Source organism: Arthrobacter sp. UYP6, assembly GCF_040547315.1.
Lineage (GTDB): Bacteria > Actinomycetota > Actinomycetes > Actinomycetales > Micrococcaceae > Arthrobacter_B.
Genome location: NZ_JBEPPM010000008.1, coordinates 25,138 through 47,184, shown reverse-complemented (window position 1 = coordinate 47,184; position 22,047 = coordinate 25,138). Strand labels below are relative to the sequence as shown.

The 22,047-nt window shown below is 61.1% G+C and carries 14 protein-coding genes and 2 pseudogenes; 4 read left to right on the top strand and 12 right to left on the bottom strand.

Translation table 11 applies throughout. From position 1 onward, the window contains the following. Positions 1 to 183: 183 nt before the first annotated feature. The 4 genes from ABIB35_RS08485 to ABIB35_RS08470 form a co-directional block, all read right to left on the bottom strand. Complete coding sequence (locus ABIB35_RS08485) at positions 184 to 1,446, bottom strand: arginine deiminase (RefSeq protein WP_354180536.1); 1,263 nt, start codon at positions 1,444 to 1,446, stop codon at positions 184 to 186. A gap of 23 nt (positions 1,447 to 1,469) precedes the next feature. Beyond that, positions 1,470 to 1,817 (bottom strand): variant leucine-rich repeat-containing protein, encoded by a 348-nt coding sequence (locus tag ABIB35_RS08480; RefSeq protein ID WP_354180534.1) that lies wholly within the window; start codon positions 1,815 to 1,817, stop codon positions 1,470 to 1,472. A gap of 142 nt (positions 1,818 to 1,959) precedes the next feature. Beyond that, a complete protein-coding gene (locus tag ABIB35_RS08475; RefSeq protein ID WP_354180532.1) occupies positions 1,960 to 2,373 on the bottom strand; it encodes a hypothetical protein in 414 nt (137 codons plus the stop codon). 55 nt (positions 2,374 to 2,428) lie between these two features. Continuing rightward, positions 2,429 to 3,346 (bottom strand): AraC family transcriptional regulator, encoded by a 918-nt coding sequence (locus tag ABIB35_RS08470; protein ID WP_354180531.1) that lies wholly within the window; start codon positions 3,344 to 3,346, stop codon positions 2,429 to 2,431. 145 nt (positions 3,347 to 3,491) lie between these two features. On the opposite strand from ABIB35_RS08470, the gene ABIB35_RS08465 reads away from it, so the two are divergent. From ABIB35_RS08465 to ABIB35_RS08455, 3 genes are read left to right on the top strand one after another with little or no spacing between them, the layout of a single operon-like run. Next, entirely contained in the window at positions 3,492 to 4,397 is a 906-nt protein-coding gene (locus ABIB35_RS08465; RefSeq protein WP_354180529.1) for a Rossmann-fold NAD(P)-binding domain-containing protein, read from the top strand. Then, positions 4,394 to 4,885 (top strand): anthrone oxygenase family protein, encoded by a 492-nt coding sequence (locus ABIB35_RS08460; protein ID WP_354180527.1) that lies wholly within the window; start codon positions 4,394 to 4,396, stop codon positions 4,883 to 4,885. The genes ABIB35_RS08465 and ABIB35_RS08460 overlap by 4 nt, the downstream gene beginning before the upstream one ends. Before the next feature lie 9 nt (positions 4,886 to 4,894). Beyond that, the gene (locus tag ABIB35_RS08455) at positions 4,895 to 5,275 is read left to right on the top strand and encodes an alpha-hydroxy acid oxidase (RefSeq protein WP_502915756.1); all 381 of its coding nucleotides are present in this window, start codon (positions 4,895 to 4,897) and stop codon (positions 5,273 to 5,275) included. A gap of 25 nt (positions 5,276 to 5,300) precedes the next feature. On the opposite strand, the pseudogene ABIB35_RS08450 reads toward ABIB35_RS08455, so the two are convergent. The 3 genes and pseudogenes from ABIB35_RS08450 to ABIB35_RS08440 form a co-directional block, all read right to left on the bottom strand. Further along, a pseudogene (locus tag ABIB35_RS08450) lies at positions 5,301 to 5,669 on the bottom strand (alpha-hydroxy-acid oxidizing protein); the annotation flags it as partial. Beyond that, positions 5,666 to 6,610 (bottom strand): ABC transporter substrate-binding protein, encoded by a 945-nt coding sequence (locus ABIB35_RS08445; RefSeq protein WP_354180525.1) that lies wholly within the window; start codon positions 6,608 to 6,610, stop codon positions 5,666 to 5,668. The pseudogene ABIB35_RS08450 and the gene ABIB35_RS08445, both read right to left, overlap by 4 nt. 42 nt (positions 6,611 to 6,652) lie before the next feature. After that, entirely contained in the window at positions 6,653 to 7,366 is a 714-nt protein-coding gene (locus tag ABIB35_RS08440) for a GntR family transcriptional regulator (RefSeq protein WP_354180523.1), read from the bottom strand. A 1,873-nt stretch (positions 7,367 to 9,239) separates the two neighbouring features. Between ABIB35_RS08440 and ABIB35_RS08435 the strand changes: the two genes are divergently transcribed. Next, a complete protein-coding gene (locus tag ABIB35_RS08435) occupies positions 9,240 to 9,869 on the top strand; it encodes a zinc finger domain-containing protein (RefSeq protein ID WP_354180521.1) in 630 nt (209 codons plus the stop codon). 205 nt (positions 9,870 to 10,074) lie between these two features. Here ABIB35_RS08435 and ABIB35_RS08430 read toward each other — a convergent pair whose 3' ends face one another. The 5 genes and pseudogenes from ABIB35_RS08430 to ABIB35_RS08410 form a co-directional block, all read right to left on the bottom strand. After that, positions 10,075 to 14,898 (bottom strand): DEAD/DEAH box helicase, encoded by a 4,824-nt coding sequence (locus ABIB35_RS08430; protein ID WP_354180519.1) that lies wholly within the window; start codon positions 14,896 to 14,898, stop codon positions 10,075 to 10,077. 312 nt (positions 14,899 to 15,210) lie between these two features. Then, positions 15,211 to 15,351: pseudogene (locus tag ABIB35_RS08425) on the bottom strand (arginine deiminase family protein); the annotation flags it as partial. A 33-nt stretch (positions 15,352 to 15,384) separates the two neighbouring features. Then, on the bottom strand, positions 15,385 to 17,295 hold the full coding sequence (locus tag ABIB35_RS08420; protein WP_354180517.1) for a GmrSD restriction endonuclease domain-containing protein: 1,911 nt from the start codon (positions 17,293 to 17,295) through the stop codon (positions 15,385 to 15,387). A gap of 251 nt (positions 17,296 to 17,546) precedes the next feature. Continuing rightward, positions 17,547 to 20,672, bottom strand: a complete 3,126-nt coding sequence (locus ABIB35_RS08415) for a DEAD/DEAH box helicase (protein WP_354180516.1) — start codon at positions 20,670 to 20,672, stop codon at positions 17,547 to 17,549. A gap of 155 nt (positions 20,673 to 20,827) precedes the next feature. Then, the gene (locus tag ABIB35_RS08410; protein ID WP_354180514.1) at positions 20,828 to 21,583 is read right to left on the bottom strand and encodes a restriction endonuclease; all 756 of its coding nucleotides are present in this window, start codon (positions 21,581 to 21,583) and stop codon (positions 20,828 to 20,830) included. Positions 21,584 to 22,047 lie beyond the last annotated feature (464 nt).

Here is a 22,047-nt window from a genome sequence, read left to right as displayed (position 1 = left end):
CAATCGGGTGTGGCGGCCGCTGAGGCAACACGGGTTAGACAACAGTGGAGGGGCGGACCGCTTCCTGTCTGGGATCTTCCTCTGTCAAAAGCCTCGGCACTATCGTCTCAGAAGGAGACGGCGGGGTCCGAATCGGCGGCCGGCGCCTCGCGGCCGTTGCCGAAGGTGTCCTTGCCGTCGCCGTTAGTCGATGCCGTCGCGGATGATCGGGCAGGTCATGCAGTGCCCGCCGCCGCGTCCGCGGCCCAGCTCGGCCCCAACAATCGGGATCACTTCCACGCCGGCGTTGCGCAGCGCCGCGTTGGTCTGCGTGTTCCGGTCATAGGTGAACACCACGCCCGGTTCCAGGGCGACGGCGTTGTTCGCGCTGTCCCACTGCTGGCGTTCGGTGGCGTGGTAGTCCCCGGCGGTCTCGACCAGGCGCAGCTTCTTGTGGCCCATGGCTTCGGCGACCATGTCCACGAAGCGCCGGTCGCGATGGTCCCGCACCTCGAAGCCGAGGGGTTTGTCCGAGGGATGGATGGTGAACGGGTGGATGCCGTCCACGATGGCCGGATGGATGGTGGCCAGGTCCCGGTCCGCGAAGGTGAACACGGTGTCCAAATGCATGGCGGAGCGCAGTTTGGGCATGCCGGCCACCACAATCCGCTCCGCGGATTCGGCCTGAAACAGCGCCTGCGCCAGCTGGGTGATGGCCTGCCGCGAGGTGCGCTCCCCCATGCCCAGCAGCACGGTGCCGTTGCCCACGGGCATGACGTCGCCGCCCTCCAGGTAGGCCTGGCTCCAGTCGTTCTCCGCGTCGCCCCACCAGATCTTCGAGCCGGTGTAGTCCGGATGGAACCGGTAGATGGCCTGCATCAGCAGGGTTTCATCGTGCCGGGCCGGCCAGTACAGCGGGTTCAGGGTCAGCCCGCCGCCGATCCAGCAGGTGGTGTCCCGGGTGTAGAGAGTGTTGGGCAGCGGCGGCAGCAGATACTCGGGCCGGCCCGTCGATTCCCGGACCAGGCCGACGTATCCCGAGAGATAGTCGTCCGGAAGGTCCGACGTCGTGAGCCCGCCGATGAGGATCCGCGCCAGTTCCGCGCCACTCAGCGAGTCCAGGAAGGCACGGGTGCCGGCGACCAGGCCCAGGCCGACGCGGTTAGCGATAATCTTGCGGTCCAGCAGCCAGGCGCGGGCCTCGGGGAGGTCCATGGTGGAGCCCAGCAGGTCGTGCAGTTCGACGACGTCGACGCCCCGGCTGGTCATCTTTGCGACGAAGTCGGCATGGTCGCGCTGGGCGTTCTCCACCCACATCACGTCGTCGAACAGCAGGTCTTCGCGGTTGGTGGGCGTGAGGCGTTCGTGGGCCAGGCCCGGAGCGCAGACCAGGACCTTGCGCAGCTTGCCGACCTCCGAGTGGACCCCGTAGGACGCGGCCTTGCCGGTGGCGGTCGAGGAAAGCATGGGATTCTCCTTGTGTCGTGAACCTAGTGTGCGCGCTCAGCCTGTGCGCGGAGGCGGAGCGCTTCGTTAACGGCGGGATCGGCCAAGGCACGCAGCCAGGTGAGCAGCTCGGGCCCGGCAGCCGGGTTTGCAGCGACGGCGGGACGCGCCATCGGCTGGTCTGTGGCCAGTTCCTGCAGCCGCAGGTGGGAGGTTCCGGGATCCTCCGCTTCCCCGAGGATGGCCACCTCCGTGGGGTCCACGTCCCTCGGCTTGGCGGCTGATGCTCCGCCACTCACGATGTCTGCCGCTGGAATGTTCATCAGCGGGACCGTCCGCCGGATGGACGGTGCGTTCTTGTCAGCGGGATGTTCCTGCATTTCTTCCTGCATGGGATCCTCCTTTATAAGTAGCCTTATAAACATCTTGGCAGAAGGTGGGACGGCGTCCGAATCCGGCAGGTCAAGGAGTAGCAGTCACCAGTGAGCAGAGAGGACTCCGCGGCGCGGCGGCGCCTTCCATCACTGTTGAGGTTCACTGCCGCGAAACCGCCGTCGAATTCCTGTCACCAGGTGTGCCCGCTCCCCTGCAGCTCAGCGAGCGGGCTGCCCAGCTGCCAGTCCAGTTCCGACGTGTACTGGGTTCGGCTGTAGTCGTCGTGCGCGGTGGCTGAATATGCTCCCGCGCCGGCTCCAATGATCCAGAACGCGGACAGTCCGTAGAGGAAGTTGGGATGGTTGTCGTCGCCGCCTCCTCGAAGCCGCCGGCGTGGGCGGCGTGGGCTTCCCAGCGGCCGGCTTCCCTGCGGGATTCGGCGATGTTCGGGACCAGGATTTTCGCCACGCCGTTCAAGACAACTCCTTCGAGCACCAGCTTGAGCAGGGCCGCCGTCAGAAGGATGATCAGGAATGACTCGGTGATCACCGCGGGAAAGAACTGCACGAACAAGCCCAGCACCAGGTGTAAGCGAAGACGTCCACCACGTCCAGCGGCCCCAGCTGTTTCACGTCTTGCCTCCCCGCTGTAGCCGCCAGTCGCGGGGGCTCTGCCCGTACTCCTGCTTGAAGGCGGTGGAAAAGGAGGCCGGGCTCCCGTAGCCAGCCTGCTCGGCAATCGCCGCGACGGTCCGGGTTCCTGCCAGCAGCGCGTCGGCGGCCCAGGCCAAGCGCAGGCGCCGCAGGTAGGCGCCGGGTCCCATTCCAGTCCGCTGGCTGAATCGCTGCGAGAAGGCTGCCCGTGACATCGCCTCCATGTGGGCCATGGCTTCGACCGACAGCGGGGACTGTGGGTTTTTGTGCAGGCGGTCGAGGATCCGGTCGATCGGCGGATCAGCACGTCGGGCAGGTTTGTCTTCGGCAGCGCGAACGGCCGCGACGAGCAGCACGTCCAGCAGTCGGTCCAGGACCACGGCCTGTCCCAGAGCATCCGTGGCTGCCTGGTCGGCGAGCAGCTCTGCGAAGGCTTGGGTGGTCGCATCAGTGCGTTCGACCATCAGCTCCGGCAACAGCTGGGCGGAGAGACGGCCGACTTCCAGTGGGTTCGCATAGGTCCCGACCAGGATCCGGTCTTCACCCCGCGCTGTGGTCCCCCAGGTGCGGATGCCGCGGCTCATGGACTCGACCAGCCGGTTGCCGTTTACGTCCACGCACGTCTGGTCGGGCGGAATGATGAAGTCCGGCGGCCGGCCAGGCTCCGAAGCCACGGAGAATGGTCCGGGACCGCGGACGACGACGACGTTCCCCTGCTGCGCCGTGGCCTCGCCGGACGCTGTGGTCACCACGCAGTCCCCTGCGAGGACCGCCATAACGGTGAGCATGGATTCGTCGGCCACCTTGATCGCCCAGTCCCCGTCCAGTTCCAGGCGCAACACAAACGCTCCCCGGGCCCGCGGCCCTTCTACGAGCGCTTCCAAATTAGCCATGTGGGGTCTCCCGACGCTGGGATCTGAAAAGCCGAACTCTGCCTGCTGGTCCCTGAATGCTGAACCCTGCCTGCTGGACGAATTCGAAACATCTGCGGTGGATTCATTATGGAGCATCCAGCCAATCGCCGCTGAGATGAAAGACATGAAAACAACACACACCATCCTGATTACCGGAGCCACAGGCCGTACCGGCCGCCGGCTCGTTTCTGCACTCTCCGGCGTCGCCGGGCTTTCCGTGCGGACGGCTTCCCGGCAGGGCGACCCGTCCTTCGCATGGGGCCAGCCGGACACCTGGCAGGCCCAGCTGTCCGGAGCTGATGCCGCCTTCCTTTGCTACGCCCCCGACGTCGCCGACCCCGGCGCACCGGAAATCCTCAGCGAGTTCGCTTCCGCTGCCAGCCACCACGGGCTCAGTCGGCTGATCCTCTTGTCCGGTCGCGGCGGCACAGCCGCCCACCCCAGCGAGGAGGCGGTGCTGGCGAACTTCCCTGCCGCCGTCGTCGCCCGCTCTGCGTGGTTCCAGCAGGACTTCTCCGAGCATTTCCTCTACCCGCAGGTGGTCGGGGGCCAGCTGCGGGTCCCCGTGACTGGAGTTTTCGAACCGTTTGTGGACCTTGAAGACTCGGTCGAGGCCCTGGCGTGCCTGCTGACCGATGCGGAGGCCTATCAGGCGGCGGCGGCGGGAATTCTTGAGTTCACCGGGCCGGATTCGGTGACGTTTGGCGAGGTTGCCTCGGCTCTTTCCGCAGTCCTTGGCCGAACCGTCGAACACGTGCCGACGACGCCGGAGGACTTTATTGCCGGAGCCGCGGATTCCGGGATGAGCCCCGAGGAAGCGGAGGGCATCGCTTGGCTGTTTGCGGAGGCGATGGACGGATCTGCCAGCCACACCACCGGTGACTTGGAGCGTTTGCTGGGCAGGCCTGCCCGGCCGATCCGGGAGTACATTGTCCGGACGGCAGCCCAAGGCATCTGGGATGAGCTGACACCGCGGGCGTCGCAGCCGCAAGCACAGGTGGCGGGCAATTCGGCGGCGGGTGTGTCATGACCGGCGCGGCCGACTTCGCCGAACTGGCCACTGCACTCGAGCCCGCCGTTCTGCTCAGTGCGCTGGCGGGTGCGGGTGCACTGGTCACCGGGGGCATCTATGCGGCGTTCCCGGTGATGGTCCTTCCGGCGCTGGACCGGCTGGAACGCCTGGGGCCGGGCCGGGCGGCGGAGGCTATGCGCAGCATTAACGACGCCGCGGAGCGCCCGCCGTTCCTACTGCTCTTCTTCGGATCAGCTGTGGTAGCAGCGGGGACCGCCGTACTGGCCGGACAGCTGCCGCGTCCCAGCCAGGTGTGGGCTGGGGTGGGGCTCAGCCTGGCAGCGTTCGCTCTCACCCTCGCCGTGAATGTCCCGCTGAACCGCAAGCTGGCTGCTGGGACCCTCGATGCGTCGTGGTCCGTGTACCGCCGCCAGTGGGGCGCCGCGAACTCCGCGCGTGCCTTGGCCAGTGTTGCGGGTGGGGTTCTCCTACTCACGGCGCGGTAGCGACGGGACGTGGGGACTGCGGGCCGGCAGATTGACGTCCTGGCCCGCGGCGCGGGCACCCTTGTGGTCTCCAACCACGGCGGCCGGCAGCTGGACCGCGCCCCGGTTCCGATGAAGGTGCTGCCCGAAATCCGGGCAGCCGTCGGACTGGAAGCCGAGCTCATCCTGGACTCCGGGATTATGTCCGGGGGAGACATTGTCGCGGCGATTGCGGCCGGTGCGGACTTCACCCTAATCGGCCGGACCTACCTGTACGGGATGATGGCCGGCGGCCGGCAGGGCGTCGACCGTGCGCTGGAGATCCTGCGGACCGAGATGACCCTGTTGATGCAGCTGATCGGTGTGACCAGCCTGGCGGAGCTGGGGCCGGAGCATCTGCGCCACGCTTGAGGCACGGAATGCCGAAGGCGGCGGCCTGTGCGCCGGTCACCTCACCCTCGGAGTGCATCAGCCGGGTCAGACCGGTGGGCGCGATGCCCACCGGCAGGGCGGCGTCCACGCCGGCGATCTTGGCGCGCAGGTCCACCGTGGAGACGTCGCGGAGCACGCGGGGGTTGAATTCGACGTCGTCGAACGCCGCCCGGTTCCGCCGCAGCGAGTGCTCGAAAAAGCTGCCGCCGTCCACAGACTCGAAGGCGGCCGTCGGGATCCGCCGTCTGGCGATATCCCGCAGGTCCCAGACGGTGTTGGCTTTGGCCAGCCGGGCGCGGCGCCGGTCCGGGTCGAAGGCTTTGAACTGCACAAGTTCGCGGAGTTCGGAGTACTGGGGAAGTCGGCGCTTCATAAATGCTCTTGGGCAGACCCGACCAGCAGCGATTCGGTCTGCTTTTCCACCGGCATGGTGGCCGGATCTTCGCCCTCGAGGATCTTGATCGCCATCAGCGCGGCGGTCTGGTACCCGAGCTGTTCGTAATCCAGGCCATAGGTGGCGGCCCCGCCGGCTTTCACTGTGGCGCTGTCGCCGACGACGAGTGGCACCTGCTGGGATTCGGCGGCTTCCACCACGCTGTCGATCGCGGAGACCACGTGTGAGTCGGTGGGGACGTAGAACGCGTCGACATCGAGGGACTGGGCGGCCTGCTGCACCTCTGCGGTGCTGGCGACGGAGGCTTCCTTCACCTCCATACCGAGCTTTTCCGCGGCCTCGCGGGCCAGGTCCACCTGCACCTGGGAGTTGACCTCGCCGGAGGAGTAAACGACGCCGATGGTCTTGGCGTCGGGCGCGAGTTCCTTGATCAGCCCAATCTGGTCCTCCACCGGGCCGAGGTTGCTGGTGCCGGTGACATTGGCGCCGGGGGCGTCCCAGGACTCCACGATGCCGGCTTCCACGGGTTCGGTGACGGCGGAGAAGACTACCGGAATGTTGCCGACGGCCTGGGCCACGGTCTGGGCGGCCGGGGTGGCGATAGCGAAGACGAGGTCAAAGTCCGACGTCGCGAAGCCAGCGGCGATCTGGGTGGCGGTGGCCTGGTCGCCCTGCGCGTTCTGGTAGTCGTACTCGATGTCCTCGCCCTCGACGTACCCGTTTTCGGTCATGCCCTTGATGAAACCTTCGCGGGTGGCGTTGAGGGCGTCAATGTCCATGAGCTGGGAGATGCCGACCTTGATCGGTCCGTCTCCCCCGGCGCCGCCGTCGTTGGCCCCTCCTTCGCCGCCGCAGCCGGCGAGGAACAGAGCGGAGGTGAGCAGCGTGGCGGTACCGAGGGTTTTGAGTGGACGCTTCATTGCGTTGCCTTTCGGGTTTCGGTGCTGTTTGGGAGCGGCGGGTTAGAGCGGTCCGGCGTTGTAGAAGGTGCGGATCATGGCGGCGTTGGATTCGAGCAGGTGGTCATGCATGAGTTCCTGCGCGGCTTCGGCGTTGCCGGTGGCGACGGCGTCGAAGATGGCTTCGTGTGCGGCTTGTTCTTCTGCGGAGGCGAAGTGGTCGCGGGCGGTCGGCATGAGGTGGTAGAACCGCATGACCTCGTCGGTCAGGCTGCGGTCCACGGCTGCGGCCCTAGTGTTGCGGGAGGCCTGGGAGCAGGTGACGTGGAAGTCGCGGGCGGCGGCGAGCCGGTCTTCCAGAGTGTTGCCGTCGCGGAACTGGTTCTCGATCTGGGTGCGCAGGTCGGTGACGAGGTCGGCGGTGACGTTGCGGGCGGCTGCCGCGGCCAGCGGGGGTTCGAGGACCAGGCGCAGGTCCATGACTTCGCGGACGTCGTGGAAGCTGAGGCTGCGCACCATGTAGCCCTTGCGCGGCAGCACGTTGACCAGGCCCTCAACGGTGAGCATCTGCAGCGCTTCGCGGACCGGGGTCTTGGAGACCCCATACTCGCGGGCGAGGTCGGGCTCAGTAAAGATCTGCCCCGGCCGCAGTTCGGCGCGGATGATCTGCCGCCGGATCATTCCGCGGATCCGTTCGGGTTGGGACTGGGTGGCTGCGTCTTTGGTAGTGCCGGTGCAGCCTGTGGGCAGTGGAAGGACATTGTCGACTGGCGTCATGATGTGACCTGCATTACAGAGATGCTACAGATATATCTCAGGGATACAAGAGTCGTCGTGCTGCGCTGTGACGAAGTCGATCACAGCTGCCTTGCGAGGAGGTACTGGTATCTGCACATACGCCGCGCCGGCCTGGGCGACAGCGGTGGCAGGCTTCAATGAAGGCAAAACGACATCGCCAGAACATCGCCTTCGACTCGGAAGCCACCTCTGGCTGTCCGCACCCGCCCAGCTGTGACGCCGGAGGTCACCCACGTCCAGCAAACCACCCGCAGGACAGAGGCCCGTTGATCGGTCCATGCTTTACGGGGCCCGACCGGCCCACAGTGATGGAAACTGTGAGGGTGATCCCCCATGCACGACTGCCAGAAGATGGTCGATTCCCGGTAGGGAAGCCCTCGATACCTTTTTCACATCCCGTTCCTGATCCAGGATATGAGTGTGTGGCCGGCCGGTTCCGGCATGGTTTTTGCCACCAGTCACCCATGATCCGGGGGCCTCTGCGGGCAGTGAACCCTGTCGCCGCAGCAGATGCTCACTGGCTAGCAAATGTTTGAGCTGACAGTTAGCATCTTGCCTTAGATCGATACCCGAGCGTATTCGATCGCTCTTTCAACAAAAGCCAGAAAACACTCACAACCAATTTGTATGTCAGCAGCCTAGGCAGCGGGTTGAAAGACATGGTGGCAAGACGCTCATCCCTCCGGAAATCAGGGGGCGCCAGCCGTCTCGCCGGTATGCCTCTTGTCCCATGGGATGCAGGACAGCTCGTCTCCTCCTGCGAACCATTCTGTTAAATGTCCACCATTTTCTGCTTCACTAGTCACTGTGGATCAACAAGCAGAGCACCAAACCTCAATCACACTTCCCATGACTTCAATATCAAGTACCCATGGAGGTACGGACTCCTCTGTTCCCTGGATCTTTTATCTAACGGTTGTAGGTGAACAAGCTCAGATTTCCCTGAGGCAACTCTTGGCGGTATGGGAATTGGAGGGCGATCCTCCTGATATAGGCGTCTGGAAACGGGATAGTGGAGTTGATGAGCAACAGGTATGGTCCCATCTTCAAGGAGCGCTGTTCGCAGGAATTACTCTCGCTCGGATGTTTGACCCACATTTGCCCAATATAAGTTCCAAAGCTAGCTCGGGACAGCGTGCCCAACAGGAAAAAAAGCGGGTATACGCCCAGGGACGAGCACAAAAACTTCGTGAGCTGCTCAACGTAGATGAAAATTCTGCGTTGCTTCAAATACGTCGAGTACGAGATGCACTCGAACACTTTGACGAACGAATCGACTCTCTCGTTCTATCAGGAGACGTTGCCTCCGTGAGTGACTTTCACATTGCGCTTGGGGGACAGTTCCTCGATGTTCCAGGACCCCAGCCCTCAGAGAACGGAGAGGGCCTTCGTCACGTAACCATGCGACAGTTCGCACCAGAGTTGGGAGTGCTCTATTTTGGCAGTGAATTTATTGACTTGTTTGCCTTCGAAGCTGCACTTCACAGCCTCTTGGCTTCTATGCCAGAAGCCTACGAGAGTGCGGCACCTGATCCGAGCAACATATTGCGATATGGGGGTTCTCGTATCGCTCGTTGGCAGGACGGGCAGATCTCGCAGCGCAGGTCAGAAATCATGGCTCTGAGGAAGGCAGTGTACGAAGCCGGACACTGGCTGCTGCGACCGACCCAGCGTCCACAAACGGTTTTGGCACGGTGGACGGAGCCTGTGGGCCCATCTTGAATATATGTTTTTTGGGTGGAGTACGGGCCGGATGCTTACAACGGCTGGACTGCCGTGCGACATGACTTAGGCAGGTTGGTGCCTTTTCCGTAGAATGGGAGTTTCTGGCACTGCGGGAATGGGGAAACCAATGAATAAAAAGGCTTCTATTGAACCGGGCCCGGTCGGCTATATCTTCCGGACCGAAAACGATAAAGACGGCTGGTTGTATATTGGGCAGAGCACCCGCCTGGACACAGAACACGTGAGCAGTTACTACGGCAGCGGGGTCAACGTTATAGAAGCCCTCGCCCAGAATGGTCCGGGAAGCCTCAGAAAGAGCGTGGTGGCGACCGCAACGAGCGAACTGGAACTACATTATCTGGAGATGCTTCAGATAGCGGAGGCACGCGCTGCCGGATCGGTTCTTCTCAACGGCGACTTCGGCGGCCCACGACCATTCCCGACATTTCAGCTGATCCTGTGGGACGAAGCTCCGCAGGTGATGAGTGCCATCGGAGATGCCACTAAATTTCACCGGGCACTGGTTAAGAACCGCGCACAGGTAGAGGCTGCTATTGAACGTGCGATGGCGATCGCACCGGATGAATTCTACGAAGGGCACGAGCGCGACCTGCTGGCGACAATGGATCTTTCCCATGACTGCCCCTCGTGCGGATCGCCGGCCGGCGAGGTGTGCCGTACCAATGCAAAATCGCTGACGCAGCCGCGCAACCCAACAAAGAACCATGCGAAGAGGCCGCGCAGCACGGAACGGTGACAAAGGTATTGATGGATTAGCGTGCTGCCAGCCGTGGTGCAGTGAGGCACGCCGGCCGGTGCTGTTGTGCCGTTAGGTTTACTGGCTGTGGCTCTAGGCGAATGAAGGCGGCATAGAGATTATGTGGCTGGCCGGGACCTCAGATGCATAGATTGCCTGGCTTGGTGTCCAGCAGTGGTTCCAGGCTTAGGTCCGCACAGACGAACTAAATACCCAAATCCGGCAAATCCTTCACAATCCGCATGGTTCCCAGGCTCAGTGTCACGATTCTTCCCAGCAAATCGATGATGTAGCGAGGCTGCCGATGTTCCCGTGACCAATCGTTCGGGTCGTTGACGATGCCCGAAGCTTTATCGGTCTTGATCTGGTATCGCTCCAGGATCCAGTCAATGGCAGAGCGAGAACCGAGCATGTACTCATGCGCTTCGATGGGAATTCCCTCAACAATGACGAAGCTGTTGTAAATGATCCGGGTCTTGTCCCAGGCACCCGTCTTGCCGCCGTACTTCATCTTCGTGACGGCGTACTTGGCATACTCATCATTGGCACCAACCAGGGAGGGCTCACGCTCGGTGAGCGAATAGGGCGCCAGGTCTTCGTACCCAAGGTGAAGGTCAGCCAGCCCCCGACCGGCTTCCACGAAGGAGCGGAAGCGGTCTGTGTCCGGCACCTTGGGGACGCGCGGGAGCATCTTCTTGAGGTCGGAGGCAAACTGTTCCCGATATTCGGGTGAGTGCAACACCCCGTAGACGTAGTAAAAAATATCGTCCTTGGTGACCGCCGGACCGTAGGCCTCGCTGTAGTCGGCGAGGGCCTCGTTGGTGATGTTATCGATGCGCTGAGGCCCTGAGTCCTTTGGGCTGGTGGCTAGTTCAGCGAACAAGTCGTCACCCGGCACCGGAGTGACATAGGTGTAGCGGGCGAAAAACTGCCCCTGCCCGGAGCCCCAGAAGGACAGGTCAGGGAGTTCGGAGACCATCAGAGACGAGAAGGGTTTGTCGTTGCCTCCACCGACGACGTAGAAGCCGAAGTTCTCCGTTTCCGCGGTCGGGAATATCTCCTGCAACTTGTACACCATGTCATTGAGTTTTCGGTTGAACTGGACATGTTGCCGGTTGAAGGGGCGATATAGGGAGGTTCGGTAACCTTCCTCAGCGGCCGTGTATTTTCTGCCCCTCTTTATTTGAACTTTATCGGCCCGGTTCCAACTCATTTTCGTTGGATCAGAGTTGATGAACGTATCCATCTGTTGGCCGCTGCCCTCACGGACGTAGCGGTCAACTTCACTGTTGTAAAAGTTCACCATCGACTCCACATTGGACCGCAGCTTCGTCTCCGATGTGTTGTAGACCCAAGCATCGCGGGCTGTTGCCAGTCCACGCGAATGGATTCGGAAGATTCCTGGCTTGGCTAGTTCCTTTGATCCGAGCGGTGTGAAGGTCTCAAAGAGGTCGTTGCGCTGGTTGATCCAGTCCCCATCAACGTTGGGGAGGATCTGCTGCCAGGGAACGTTCTCGACGGTGGAATCGTCGATGATCGCGAGCTTTTGCTTGCGGTCGAGGTAGTCCCCGATATCCCGGTAGTTCAGCCGGCATTCGATCACAGGTCCGGGGCGCTTCACAAGGAGCAGCACAGCAACAGTGGCCCGGCTTCCGGCATCGAAAATCTTCCCTCCCTCCTTGCGGCTTTGCTCCCCCGCTGTGCGCTGATTTCCGCGCAGGTTGTAGACGTAGATTTCGTGGAATTCTTCGGTGAGGGTTTTGCGGAGCCCGTCCGCGGTGTTGCCATCGATGTATCCGCCGTTGGAGACGTAGCAGACCACTCCCCCGTTCTCCGAGTTCAGAACCCGGTTCGAGGCCCAGCGGATGGCACGGATGTAGGAGTCGTAAAGCGAGTTCTTGTTCGTCGCTGTGGAGCGTTTCACATACGTTCGCCGGATGGATTCATCCAAGGTCGGGTATTTTAGGTTCGCATTGTTGTCGTTGCCGCTGGTCTGGCCCACGGAATAAGGCGGGTTGCCGATGATCACACGGATATCCAGGGCGTTCTGCTTGATCACCCGGTCGTTGTTGGTTGTGAACACGTGCTCATCGAGGGTGTCGCCGTCCTCGGTCATCTGGAACGTATCTGTCAGGACGATTCCATCGAAGGGCTCGTAGCCGACAGCGTCAGAACTTGTCCCTGCCACGGTCGCTTGATCGCGCAGGAGTCCGTGGACGGTTGCTTCGATGTTGATCGCGGCAATGTAGTACGCCATGAGCAGGAGCTCGTTGGCGTGCAATTCCTGCGTGTATTTGCGCAGCAGGTCCTCGGGTTTGATGAGCCCGGATTGCAACAACCGCACAATGAATGTTCCGGTTCCGGTGAAGGGATCCAAGACGTGCACGCCTTCGTCGGAGATCGAGACGCCGAATTCCTTGTGCAGGACGTCGTTCACCGCACGCAGGATGAAGTCCACGACCTCCACCGGGGTGTAGACGATGCCGAGGGATTCAGCGGTGCGGGGGAACGCGAGTTTGAAGAATCGTTCGTAGAGTTCGGTAATGATCTTCTGTTTGCCTTCGGCGGTCTCAACGCCTTCGGCCCGGATCCGCACCGACCGGTAGAACTCTTCAAGGTTCTGCACCTCGGATTCAAGGTTGTACTGCTCGAGGACCTGGACCATGGAGTCCATGACCCGGGAGACAGGGTTATGGGCGGCGAAGGAATAGTCCTGGAACAAAGCTTCGAACACGGGCTTGGTGATCAAGTGCTGGGAGAGCATGTCGATCGCGTCATTCTCCGAGATTGACGCGTTGAGGTTTCCGCGGAGTCCTTCGAGGAAGACGGCGAACTCGTCCCGGACCCGGGTATCAGGTCCATCCAGGATGGCCCGGATACGAATGATGTGCCGGTCAGCGATGCCCTTGACGTCTTCGGCCCACTGCTCCCAATAGCGGCGGTCCCCAACCTTGCGGACCATGCGGGCGAAAATCGCGTTTCGCCATTCATCCGCCTTTGCCATGTGGAACAGTGCTTCAGGGACCTGCGCCCCGGGCTTCTCATTATTCCCGGGTTTGCTGTCGTCGTTGATGAAGGGACCGGCGACGGTAATGACGTCGATCTTATCGTTGGAGTTCCCGTTCAAATCCAACTTGTTTATCATCGCTTCGAACCGGTCGTCGTGGGCACGCAATGCCTGCAGCACGTCCCAGACGACTTTGTACTTCTTGTTATCGTTCAACGCGGTTTCCGGGTCCGAGGTTGAGGGCACAGCAATGGGCAGGATGATGTACCCGTACTCTTTGCCCTCGGATTTACGCATGACACGTCCAACCGCCTGCACCACATCGACCTGGGAATTACGCGGATTCAGGAACAGCACCGCATCCAGGGAAGGAACATCCACGCCCTCAGTGAGGCATTTAGCATTGGACAGGATTCGGCAGACATTGCCCTTTCGGTCTGTATCCTGCAGCCATTCCAGTTTCGCTGAGCGTTCCAGGACGTTGAACGTACCGTCCACGTGCCCAGCCTCCAGCTTCAAGGCCTCTTCATCGTCGACCTGCAGTTGCCTGCTGATGAGCTCAAACTGCTCGGCCAGTTTCTTGGATTCCTTGATATTCCGGGCGAACGCCACCGCCCGGTTCATCGGTGCCGTGTCCCCGATGGACAGACGCTCACCGTTGACCCCGCGTTTGGAGAGCCCGTTCCAGCAGCCCACGATACGGGCAGCATCATCCAGGGACAGGTCCCCGTTCTCCTCAAACAAGCCTTGGAAGGACCGGGACACAGCGTCCTCGTTCACAGCCAGGACCAAGACCTTGTAATCGGAAAGGTGGCCCATTTCCACGGCCTTGCCGAACCCGAGGTGGTGGAACTCGGGCCCGAATATGTCCTGATCGTCCATGGAGTAGACAGCTACCTCGTTCTCCGCGGCCTTGGTCTTGGACTCCTGCACGTAGATCCGCGGGGTAGCCGTCATATACAGGCGTTTAGCGGCGCGCAGATACTGCTGGTCATGGACCCGGACGAACGCTGAATCGTCATGGTCGGGTTCAGTGATGCCGGTGGTGCGGTGGGCTTCGTCGCACAGAATCAGGTCAAAGTCCGGCAGGCCCAGGGCCTGTGCCTGTGCGATGACGTCGATGGACTGGTAGGTGGAGAACACCACGGTTACAGCGTCCTGACCCGTGCTGATCCTCGCCCGGTAGAAAAGCTTCTGCGGATCCGTCGTCGCCGGAAACGCCAGGTCATGGACGGAAACGTCCTCATCCTCGCGGCGGCCCACTTTCGCATCCGAGCACACCGCCAGAGGACGCAGGTTAACCGTGGCCTGGGCGGTAAATTCATTCAGGGTCTGCTGCAGCAAGGCGATGGAGGGAACCATGAACAGGGCACTGCCGCCAGCCGGGACCAGTTCTTCGACGATCTTCAGCGATGTGTAGGTCTTGCCCGTTCCGCAGGCCATGATCAGTTTGCCCCGGTCAGAGCCCTGGAAACCGGTGATCACATCGTTGATCGCCTCGCGCTGGTATTTGCGCGGTTCCTTCAGATTGGAACGCACCATCTGGTCAGGCTGGGAGAGATCGAACTGTTCCCAATCAATGGTGGAAGCCGCCAGGTCCTGCAGACGCAGCCTGGTGGTGGGCTTGGACTGGCCTTCCAGGGCTTCCTCAGCGTGTTTGGACCAGTTATCGGTGGTGGAAACCACCATCCCGTAGGAGAAGTCTGTCTTGCCCATGGCAGTGAAGAACGAATCGATCTGCTTCTTCTCCAACCGGCGCTGCGGGTCGTAGAACTTGCACTGGATCGCAGTCAGCTCCCCGGTGTAACGGTCCCGTGCCACCAGATCGATCCCGGTGTCTACCTGCTTGCCACGTTCCGGCCAGTCGCTCCACAGCCAAACTTCGGAGAACTGATCGGAGTACTTTGGCTCCAGCTCCAGATACCGCTTCATCAGCCGTTCAAACTTAGTGCCCTTATCCCGCTCATCAGTGGCGGAGAAGTACAGCTGATCCAAGACCTGACCAAACGAAGAAGAGACCATGTAACCATCTTTCCCCATTTTTTTGAGGCAGATTGCCTTCATCGTCTGGCGGGTCGTATCGATGTGATCACAAGGTTCATAGCCGGCCTCCCGCCGGCCGCCGTGGTGTCGTCCGCGCCGCGAACCAGGAAATCGAGAGCGTCGGATGCCGGTTAGATCACCGCCCCACGATCAGCTGCCTCGGCCGGCTCTCCTCCAGCCACGTATGGTCATCCACGTTCAGAGACGGATCGGCAATGCGTTGACATTCTCTGCCACAGGTTCCCGCTCGGGCTCGAGGTTCGTGAAACCGAGCGGTTTGTTGGTCAGGAGTTAAACCGCCCCAGTCCAGTTTGGCGTGCCCAACCAGATCTTCGAGCTGGCGTAGTCCGGATGGAAGCGGTCGAAGGTCTGCATCAGCAGGGCCTCATCGTGGAGGGCCGGCCAGTGCAGCGGGTTCAGAGTCAGCCCGCCGTTGGTCCAGCGAGAAGCAGCTGGGCGGTGCTCCTACGTAGCTACCTCATCCAGGTCTTCGGCCTCGGTCCCTTCAAGGTTGGCCCCTTCAAGGTCGTCGAACTGGGAGATCTCTGCTTCGGCCTCGTCGTTCCAATCCCGGTTCACAGCCTTACCAGTTGCCTTTTCAATCAGAGCGACCAGGGATTTCATCCGGGCAAGGAAGAATCTGTCGAAGTCGCCGTAGCGGAGAGTGTTGGGGTCTATGGCATGAGTGCGAACCAAGGCATCGAGATGCCCCGGAGGCAGTCCCGCTTCCAGCTTCTGCATGTACGTTGCTGGTGAGACGCCGCCTATCTGAATGTTCGTTCTCCGTGACAAAGGGGTTTTATTTATGATGCTTTCCCGCCACGGAACAGGTATCTCGTTTTCGATACACCATTGTTTTGGAAAAACATGGTGAATGTCGATTTTCAGGTCCTGATAGCTGCTGTGATCGATGATCTGATCCATCTTCCAGTCCCGACATGGAACGTCTTGGGCCATGAGCAGCGCATAGATGCCTTTATAGGCCGCGGCGTTTCGTGTCCGAAGTGACCCAAGACGGGTCTCAGCAAACTGTGCTCTAGCCACAATGTCAGGCTGGGCCAGTCGCTCACCCAAGGGGCCGCTCTTGGCCCAGCCGGGCACCTGTTCGGCGTCGCGGGCAAGCTTGCCTTCGATGGTCGAACCGTATTGCTCTCCCAGAACACCGCACCAGAACCATTGATTGATGCGAGCACGGACGCCATACTCCTCGGCTTCAGTACCAAGCAGGACGTGAATGATCGCTAGGGATACAACCTGGCTTTTGTACGGGATGTCGTTGGCCGTATGGATGTGCAGAGAATGCAGGTGCCTGGCCACGGAGGGCAGCGCTTTTCGAAGCCTCTCTGCCCACCGGAGGTAGTCGGCAAGACTCATCGAGAGTATGTCCTCCCGCCGAGCGCTGGTTGCCGGCGGCTTTGGATCCTGTCGCCTCAGCGCGGCATCGCGATATTCCAAGGTGACTAGCACGGAGACGCCCATCAAAAAGTCGGTTGTTCTGAAGTCTTTCAGCACGGGATGCGCGGCGATGATGTCCTGCGTTCTCTTCCAGTCTTCACCCAGCCGGAAATCTTCCCCTCGTTCCTCGTAGTAGTGGTTGTCACCGGCAAAAGTAGCCGTGAGCAGTTCAAATACGTCAAGGGGCATGCCGCCGACGTTGACCTTCTCGAAGACAGTCGCCACAGCCTCGCGTGTGGTGTCGTTGCCCAGCTCGATGGCTGGGACAGCGTAGTTGGACACTGGCGAGAGTACCTTTGTGGTGAAGTCCTTGAACACCTGCATTCGGGCGGCATGCTCGTTCGGGTCTGCGCTCATGTAAGCGAAAAGCCATTGCATCGCAGCATCCCGGTTAAAGAGAGTAGACACAGGCATCAAACCGTGGGCAACCTGCCCGGCTTCCGTCGAGACATCCATGTCGACCTTGCGCCCGAAATCGCTTCGCACGATCCCGTCCTCGGACAGGGAGCGAACCGCGGCGTCCTGTTCCCGCGGACTGCCAAGGGCTTGGCGCACATCTACAAAGTACCTTCGGCGCATCCGCTTGTGGCGGTCGTCCTCTGTATCCACCACTCCCGTCCCGGTCAAAGCCTGGAACATAGAAGTCGTTCGTTGCTGCCCATCGAGCAGAAGGAGATCTGGCTCCACCCCAGTTGCTGGCGATCCTTCTACGGGGCGTGGCTTGAAGCGGACTTCCGTGCCGCCGGTCCTTAACGTCATCAGCACGCCCATGGGGTGTCCACGCAGGATAGTCACGATCAGCGAACGAATTCGCTCATCATTCCACCGATAGGGGCGCTGGAAATCAGGCAGCTGCAGAGCGCCCGTCCGAGTCTTCGTCAGCAAATCTTCGAGGCTGTACTGCGGGGTCTGAAACGACATTCGGCAATCCTAGCGTCTAAGCGGAGAACCCGCCGGTTAGACGGATTGGCCGAGCCTGGAATCGATAACGCTGCCGAATTTCTTGGACCTTTCAACTCAGCAAGCCGATGGCAACGGTCAAACTTGGCCCAAAGCCCCTGTTCCCACACACCAGCCACACACGCGCCAAAAGCGTTAGGTGGTCTTGGATCCCACGCCGTGGTCAAACGTTGGTCCTTTAGCACCGCCGGAACGAGTAGCAGGATCGGTTCTCACTGCGCCACAGCACTAGCCTCAACATAAACATCCGCAGGCATCGCCCGGTGTAGCTTCCACACGATGGCCACAGGCTTCGACCCGGAGTGCGACATATATTCCAGCTGTCCAAGGCAGGTGTACGGCATGGTCATCCCGTTCTCATCCCGCTGCCGCGGCCGAGTGAAGAGCAGCACCTTCGATCCCAGAGATCTGTGGTTGATGTACCGCTGGCCGGTCGTGTTCTCCGGAGACGTCGCGTTCTGGGATTCCCAGTGGAAGACCTCCGGGCTCATCGCGTAGTCCTTGTACATGATGGACGCCGCGCGTTCCTTCTCATCCTTCTCCAGAGTCACGAAGAACGCGTCCGTCCTGGTCTCCTCACACCACGCGACGCCTTCGCGGTGGCTCGTCTTCCCGCCCAGCTGGAAGTACCCGAGCGCAGCCAGAACTTCCTCCCGCCGGTACGTGGCGTGCGAGTACAAGGGAACCTGCTGCAGCCCCAGACCAAGACCCTTCGGTGCGTAGCGTGAGCGCTGCACCCCCAGAGCAGCCAGCTGCCGGATCTCGGCGCAGACCAGCGGATAGCTCCGCAGAATATCCAGTCCCTCGTCGTACGACGCGAGCCCTCCCCCGCTGGGCCAAAGCGCGAAGAACAGCATCCGCGCGAGAGTCTGCTCGCGGCCGCTGAGCTCTTTATACCGTGGCGCGCCGTCGGACACGAGCCGCGAGTAGGTCTCCGCGCGTTCAGGATCATCGATGCAGAGCATCGCCGTCATCCGCCGCAGCAGATCCTCCTCCACCGGCGACTCACCCCGGTCAGATGCCAACACGGCGTCGTCGGTATAGCCGATATCCACCAGCCCGGCCTCCCGGATTAGGGACGTCCACGAATCCCCCGTCCGCCGGTACACATCCGGCAGATCCCGCCCGGACTCACGGAGATAGTCCTCCAGCACCGACTCTCCGTAGGACCGGACCTCAGCCACCAGCTGCTTCCGGTTGACCCGCAGCTGCTCACGGATGTTCTCCAGCACGGTCTGCTGCGCCACCCGGTCCAGAATGATCTGCGACCCCGAAGGCAGGAACGGGAAGCCCTCCTCTACCGCTTTCTCCAGTGCCTTCCGGCGCAGACCGGTCAGCGCCCGCAGCTTGGCATCGAACCGGAACTCGCGGCGCTGCTGGCCAATGTAGTCCAGCACCGTCAGCACAGCCTTGTCCTTCGCCCGCAGGAGTCCCCGGCCGAGCTGCTGCAGGAACACCGTCGCGCTCTGCGTGGGCCGCAGCAGCATAATCGTGTCGATCTCGGGCAGGTCCAGGCCCTCGTTAAAGAGGTCGACGGCGAACAGGCAGTTCAGCTCGCGGGCGCGCAGCCGCTGCAGCGCCTCCGCACGCTCCGCCTCAAGTGTGTCACCGGAGACCGCTTGGGAAGCGATGCCGGCACGGTTGAAAACCTCCGACATGTAGCGGGCGTGCTGCACGGAGACGCAGAAGCCCAGGGCACGCATGTCACTGGTAGACGTGACCTTGTCCCGGAGTTCGCTGATGACCTTGGCGGCACGGACGTCGTTGCCGGTGTAAAGCGCGTCCAGCTGGGTGGTGTCATAGGCGCCGCGCTTCCATTCGACCTGACTCAGATCGACGTTGTCAGCCACGCCAAAGTAGTGGAACGGCACCAGCAGATCGGCGTCGAGCGCGTCCCACAGCCGCAGCTCACCGGCGATACGGCCGTCGAAGAACTGGTCGGCAACGTTCACACCGTCGCCGCGCTCAGGGGTGGCCGTCAGGCCCAGCAGTTCCTGGGGACGCAGCCGATCCAGGAGCCTGCGATAGGTCTGGGCTTCGGCATGGTGGAACTCGTCAATGACGACGACGTCGAACTGGTCCGGCGCGATATTCTCCATTCCCAGCGCCGAGAGTGACTGAACGCTCGCAAAGACGTGTTTGAACTGGGCGGGTTTGTGGGCGCCAACCCACAGTTCGCCGAAAGAGCCCTTCTGCAGAACATCCCGATAGGTCCGCAGCGACTGCTTAAGGATTTCCTGGCGGTGGGCAACGAAGAGCAGTGTCAGGTCGCGGCCTTCGCGTTCGCAGAGCCGTTTGTAATCCAGCGCCGCGATGACGGTCTTGCCGGTCCCGGTTGCAGCCACGAGCAGGTTCCGGTGCTGATCATTGACCGTGCGTGCCGCTTCGAGGTTCTCCAGCATTTCCTGCTGGTGCAGGTACGGCTGGATCTCCAGTCCTGTGGTGCTGTCCGGGCGGGCAGTAGTGCGGCCGCCATTGCGGGCCAGTGCCGCGTCCAGCCGGTCGCCGTCGGTCTCCGGGTTGTAGGGCTGGAAGGCTGGTTGTTCCCAGTAGCTGTCGAAGGTGACCTCAAACTTGCGCAGCAGATCCGGGGTTCCCACGGAGGAGAGCTTCACGTTCCATTCGAGTCCGTCCAGCATGGCCGGTGCGCTGAGGTTCGAGCTGCCGACGTAGGCCGTGTCGAACCCGGTGTCGCGGCGGAAAAGCCATGCCTTCGCGTGGAGCCGGGTGGCGTGAGTTTCGTAGTTGATCCGGACTTCGGCGCCGTATTTGAGCACCAGTTCGTCGATGGCCCGCCGCTCGGTGGCTCCCATGTAGGTGCTGGTAATGACCCTGATTCGGATGCCTCGGTCGCGGAGGTCTTCCAAGGCCGGTTCAAGGAGCCGGAGGCCGGTCCAGCGGATGAAAGCACAGAGCAGATCAACGCTGTTGGCCGATCCCATTTCGGCACGGAGTTCGGCGGCCAGGTTGGGATCGTCTTTGCCGTTGGTCAGGAGCGCTGGCTTGCTGAGCGGTGTTGTGGGTCGGCGGAGCTGGCGGCGTCGAAGGGACTCAGACGGAAACAAAGACAGCAAGTGGGCAGGGCCAGGTTCGATCTTCTCTGCTGAGAAGCCCGCAAGGATTCTGTTCGCTACTTCGACCCGGTCCTTTGGGTCAGTGCTGGTCAAGACATCACGAACTTTTTCTGCGATGTGTGCTGCGAGGACATCCGGAGATTCATGGGAAGGGATTGACTCGAATACCGGATTTAGCTCCGGGTAATTCTCTAGTTGCCTCGTGAGGCGTCCAGTATGCAACTCCTCGTACAGCCCCGGTGCAACGCCGCTGTTATCCCCCATGTGTTTCACCCATTCAGGTTACGTCACACGGCCCAATGTCTCTGGTGGTCAATACAGCTAGTTTCACTGCCTCGGTCTTCTATTCAGGACCGAACTCCCGATCTACTCTTGCGGAAGTGAACCTTCCCTCTTGTGAGGTGTCCATCCTCCGGGGGTCAAGGCAAATCATTGGACCGGAGGTGGAGAGTGAGCGGCCGATCCGTGAGCTCGAATAGTGGCACCTGCGCGAGAATGAGGACAACACCGGACGAGGCACGTTTTGCGTAGTTCTGGTTGATCTCGTCGCGCGTGATGCTTCCGTTCCTCAATATGTGGTTAATAGCAAGTCGGAAAATTTCTATGTCAATTCGACTCCTCCCTCCAGTGGAAGTTGTTCGCTGCACGCCTGCCCAATCGACCTTCTCAATGGTGTTCTCTCTGGCTCCTTTACCTCGAAGAACCTGTCCCGTTAGGGGCATCACATGATCTGCCCATATTTGATCAAAAGAGCGTACTTCGTCGCTGTTCAGGCTGGTAGTCACCGAGACAGGTTCGGCAGGCCCGGTTCCGATGCTGAAATAATTTGTTTCAGCTGCCGAACAGTCTGACATGGCGACAGCTGGTATCGATAGGACCTGAATGCCGAGCTTTTCAGCGACTTCGAGAGCATCCGGAAGGAATTCCCCGTCAGTGACTAAGACTGCCTTGTGACAGTCGAAATAGTCTTTGGCGCCGTGAAGCTCCATCATCATTTGCCGGTTCACTCGTCGGGTGGTGTGCCCGTACATCTTAATCTGGATGGCCAATCGTTCATCAGAATTTTCGGCAAAAACATCTACGCCATAGTCACCAGACATGGCTGTTTGCCGGGTGAGGTACCCGAGCCCGGCAAAATGGGCAGCAATGAGAGACTCATATTCTGTAGGTGTCATAATAAGTATCCGATCAAAGTAGTGGGATCGTCGGTCGTTGCTTTCATGAAATCAGAGTGTGCCCCGTTGTTCCAATGTTTTAGGGAACTCCACTGGCGGCCACCCAGCTGCAGCAGGACGCCGGTCCTTCAGACTTTGGGTGCAGTCCTGACATTCCTCGATCAGCACCGCCCAAAGACTCCACCGGCCTCTGCACCAAATTATCGGAGCTCAGACGAGGTCCATTTCAATTGCGAGCAGCGGACAAACCTGGCGGAGGAAATCCAGCATCCTGCTGTCCGAATAAACCCTCTACAACCCGTCAAGGTCTCGATTCCTTTTGGGACTGGAAAGGAGATCCAGCCTTCATCGCCGAAGCCCGCCGGACCGGAACCGGCTCACACATTAACTTTCGTCTACAGTCGCGGCGAGTAGCTCTGGTTCCGCCATGCATCATCCCGAAGGGCTCAGCCGAGCAACACACG

Bases quoted from the DNA above. Each gene is read 5' to 3' on its own strand.
- ABIB35_RS08485 (WP_354180536.1), bottom strand. From the start codon at position 1,446: ATGCTTTCCTCGACCGCCACCGGCAAGGCCGCGTCCTACGGGGTCCAC.
- ABIB35_RS08480 (WP_354180534.1), bottom strand. From the start codon at position 1,817: ATGCAGGAAGAAATGCAGGAACATCCCGCTGACAAGAACGCACCGTCC.
- ABIB35_RS08470 (WP_354180531.1), bottom strand. From the start codon at position 3,346: ATGGCTAATTTGGAAGCGCTCGTAGAAGGGCCGCGGGCCCGGGGAGCG.
- ABIB35_RS08465 (WP_354180529.1), top strand. From the start codon at position 3,492: ATGAAAACAACACACACCATCCTGATTACCGGAGCCACAGGCCGTACC.
- ABIB35_RS08460 (WP_354180527.1), top strand. From the start codon at position 4,394: ATGACCGGCGCGGCCGACTTCGCCGAACTGGCCACTGCACTCGAGCCC.
- ABIB35_RS08445 (WP_354180525.1), bottom strand. From the start codon at position 6,610: ATGAAGCGTCCACTCAAAACCCTCGGTACCGCCACGCTGCTCACCTCC.
- ABIB35_RS08440 (WP_354180523.1), bottom strand. From the start codon at position 7,366: ATGACGCCAGTCGACAATGTCCTTCCACTGCCCACAGGCTGCACCGGC.
- ABIB35_RS08435 (WP_354180521.1), top strand. From the start codon at position 9,240: ATGAATAAAAAGGCTTCTATTGAACCGGGCCCGGTCGGCTATATCTTC.
- ABIB35_RS08430 (WP_354180519.1), bottom strand. From the start codon at position 14,898: ATGGTCTCTTCTTCGTTTGGTCAGGTCTTGGATCAGCTGTACTTCTCC.
- ABIB35_RS08420 (WP_354180517.1), bottom strand. From the start codon at position 17,295: ATGTCGTTTCAGACCCCGCAGTACAGCCTCGAAGATTTGCTGACGAAG.
- ABIB35_RS08415 (WP_354180516.1), bottom strand. From the start codon at position 20,672: ATGGGGGATAACAGCGGCGTTGCACCGGGGCTGTACGAGGAGTTGCAT.
- ABIB35_RS08410 (WP_354180514.1), bottom strand. From the start codon at position 21,583: ATGACACCTACAGAATATGAGTCTCTCATTGCTGCCCATTTTGCCGGG.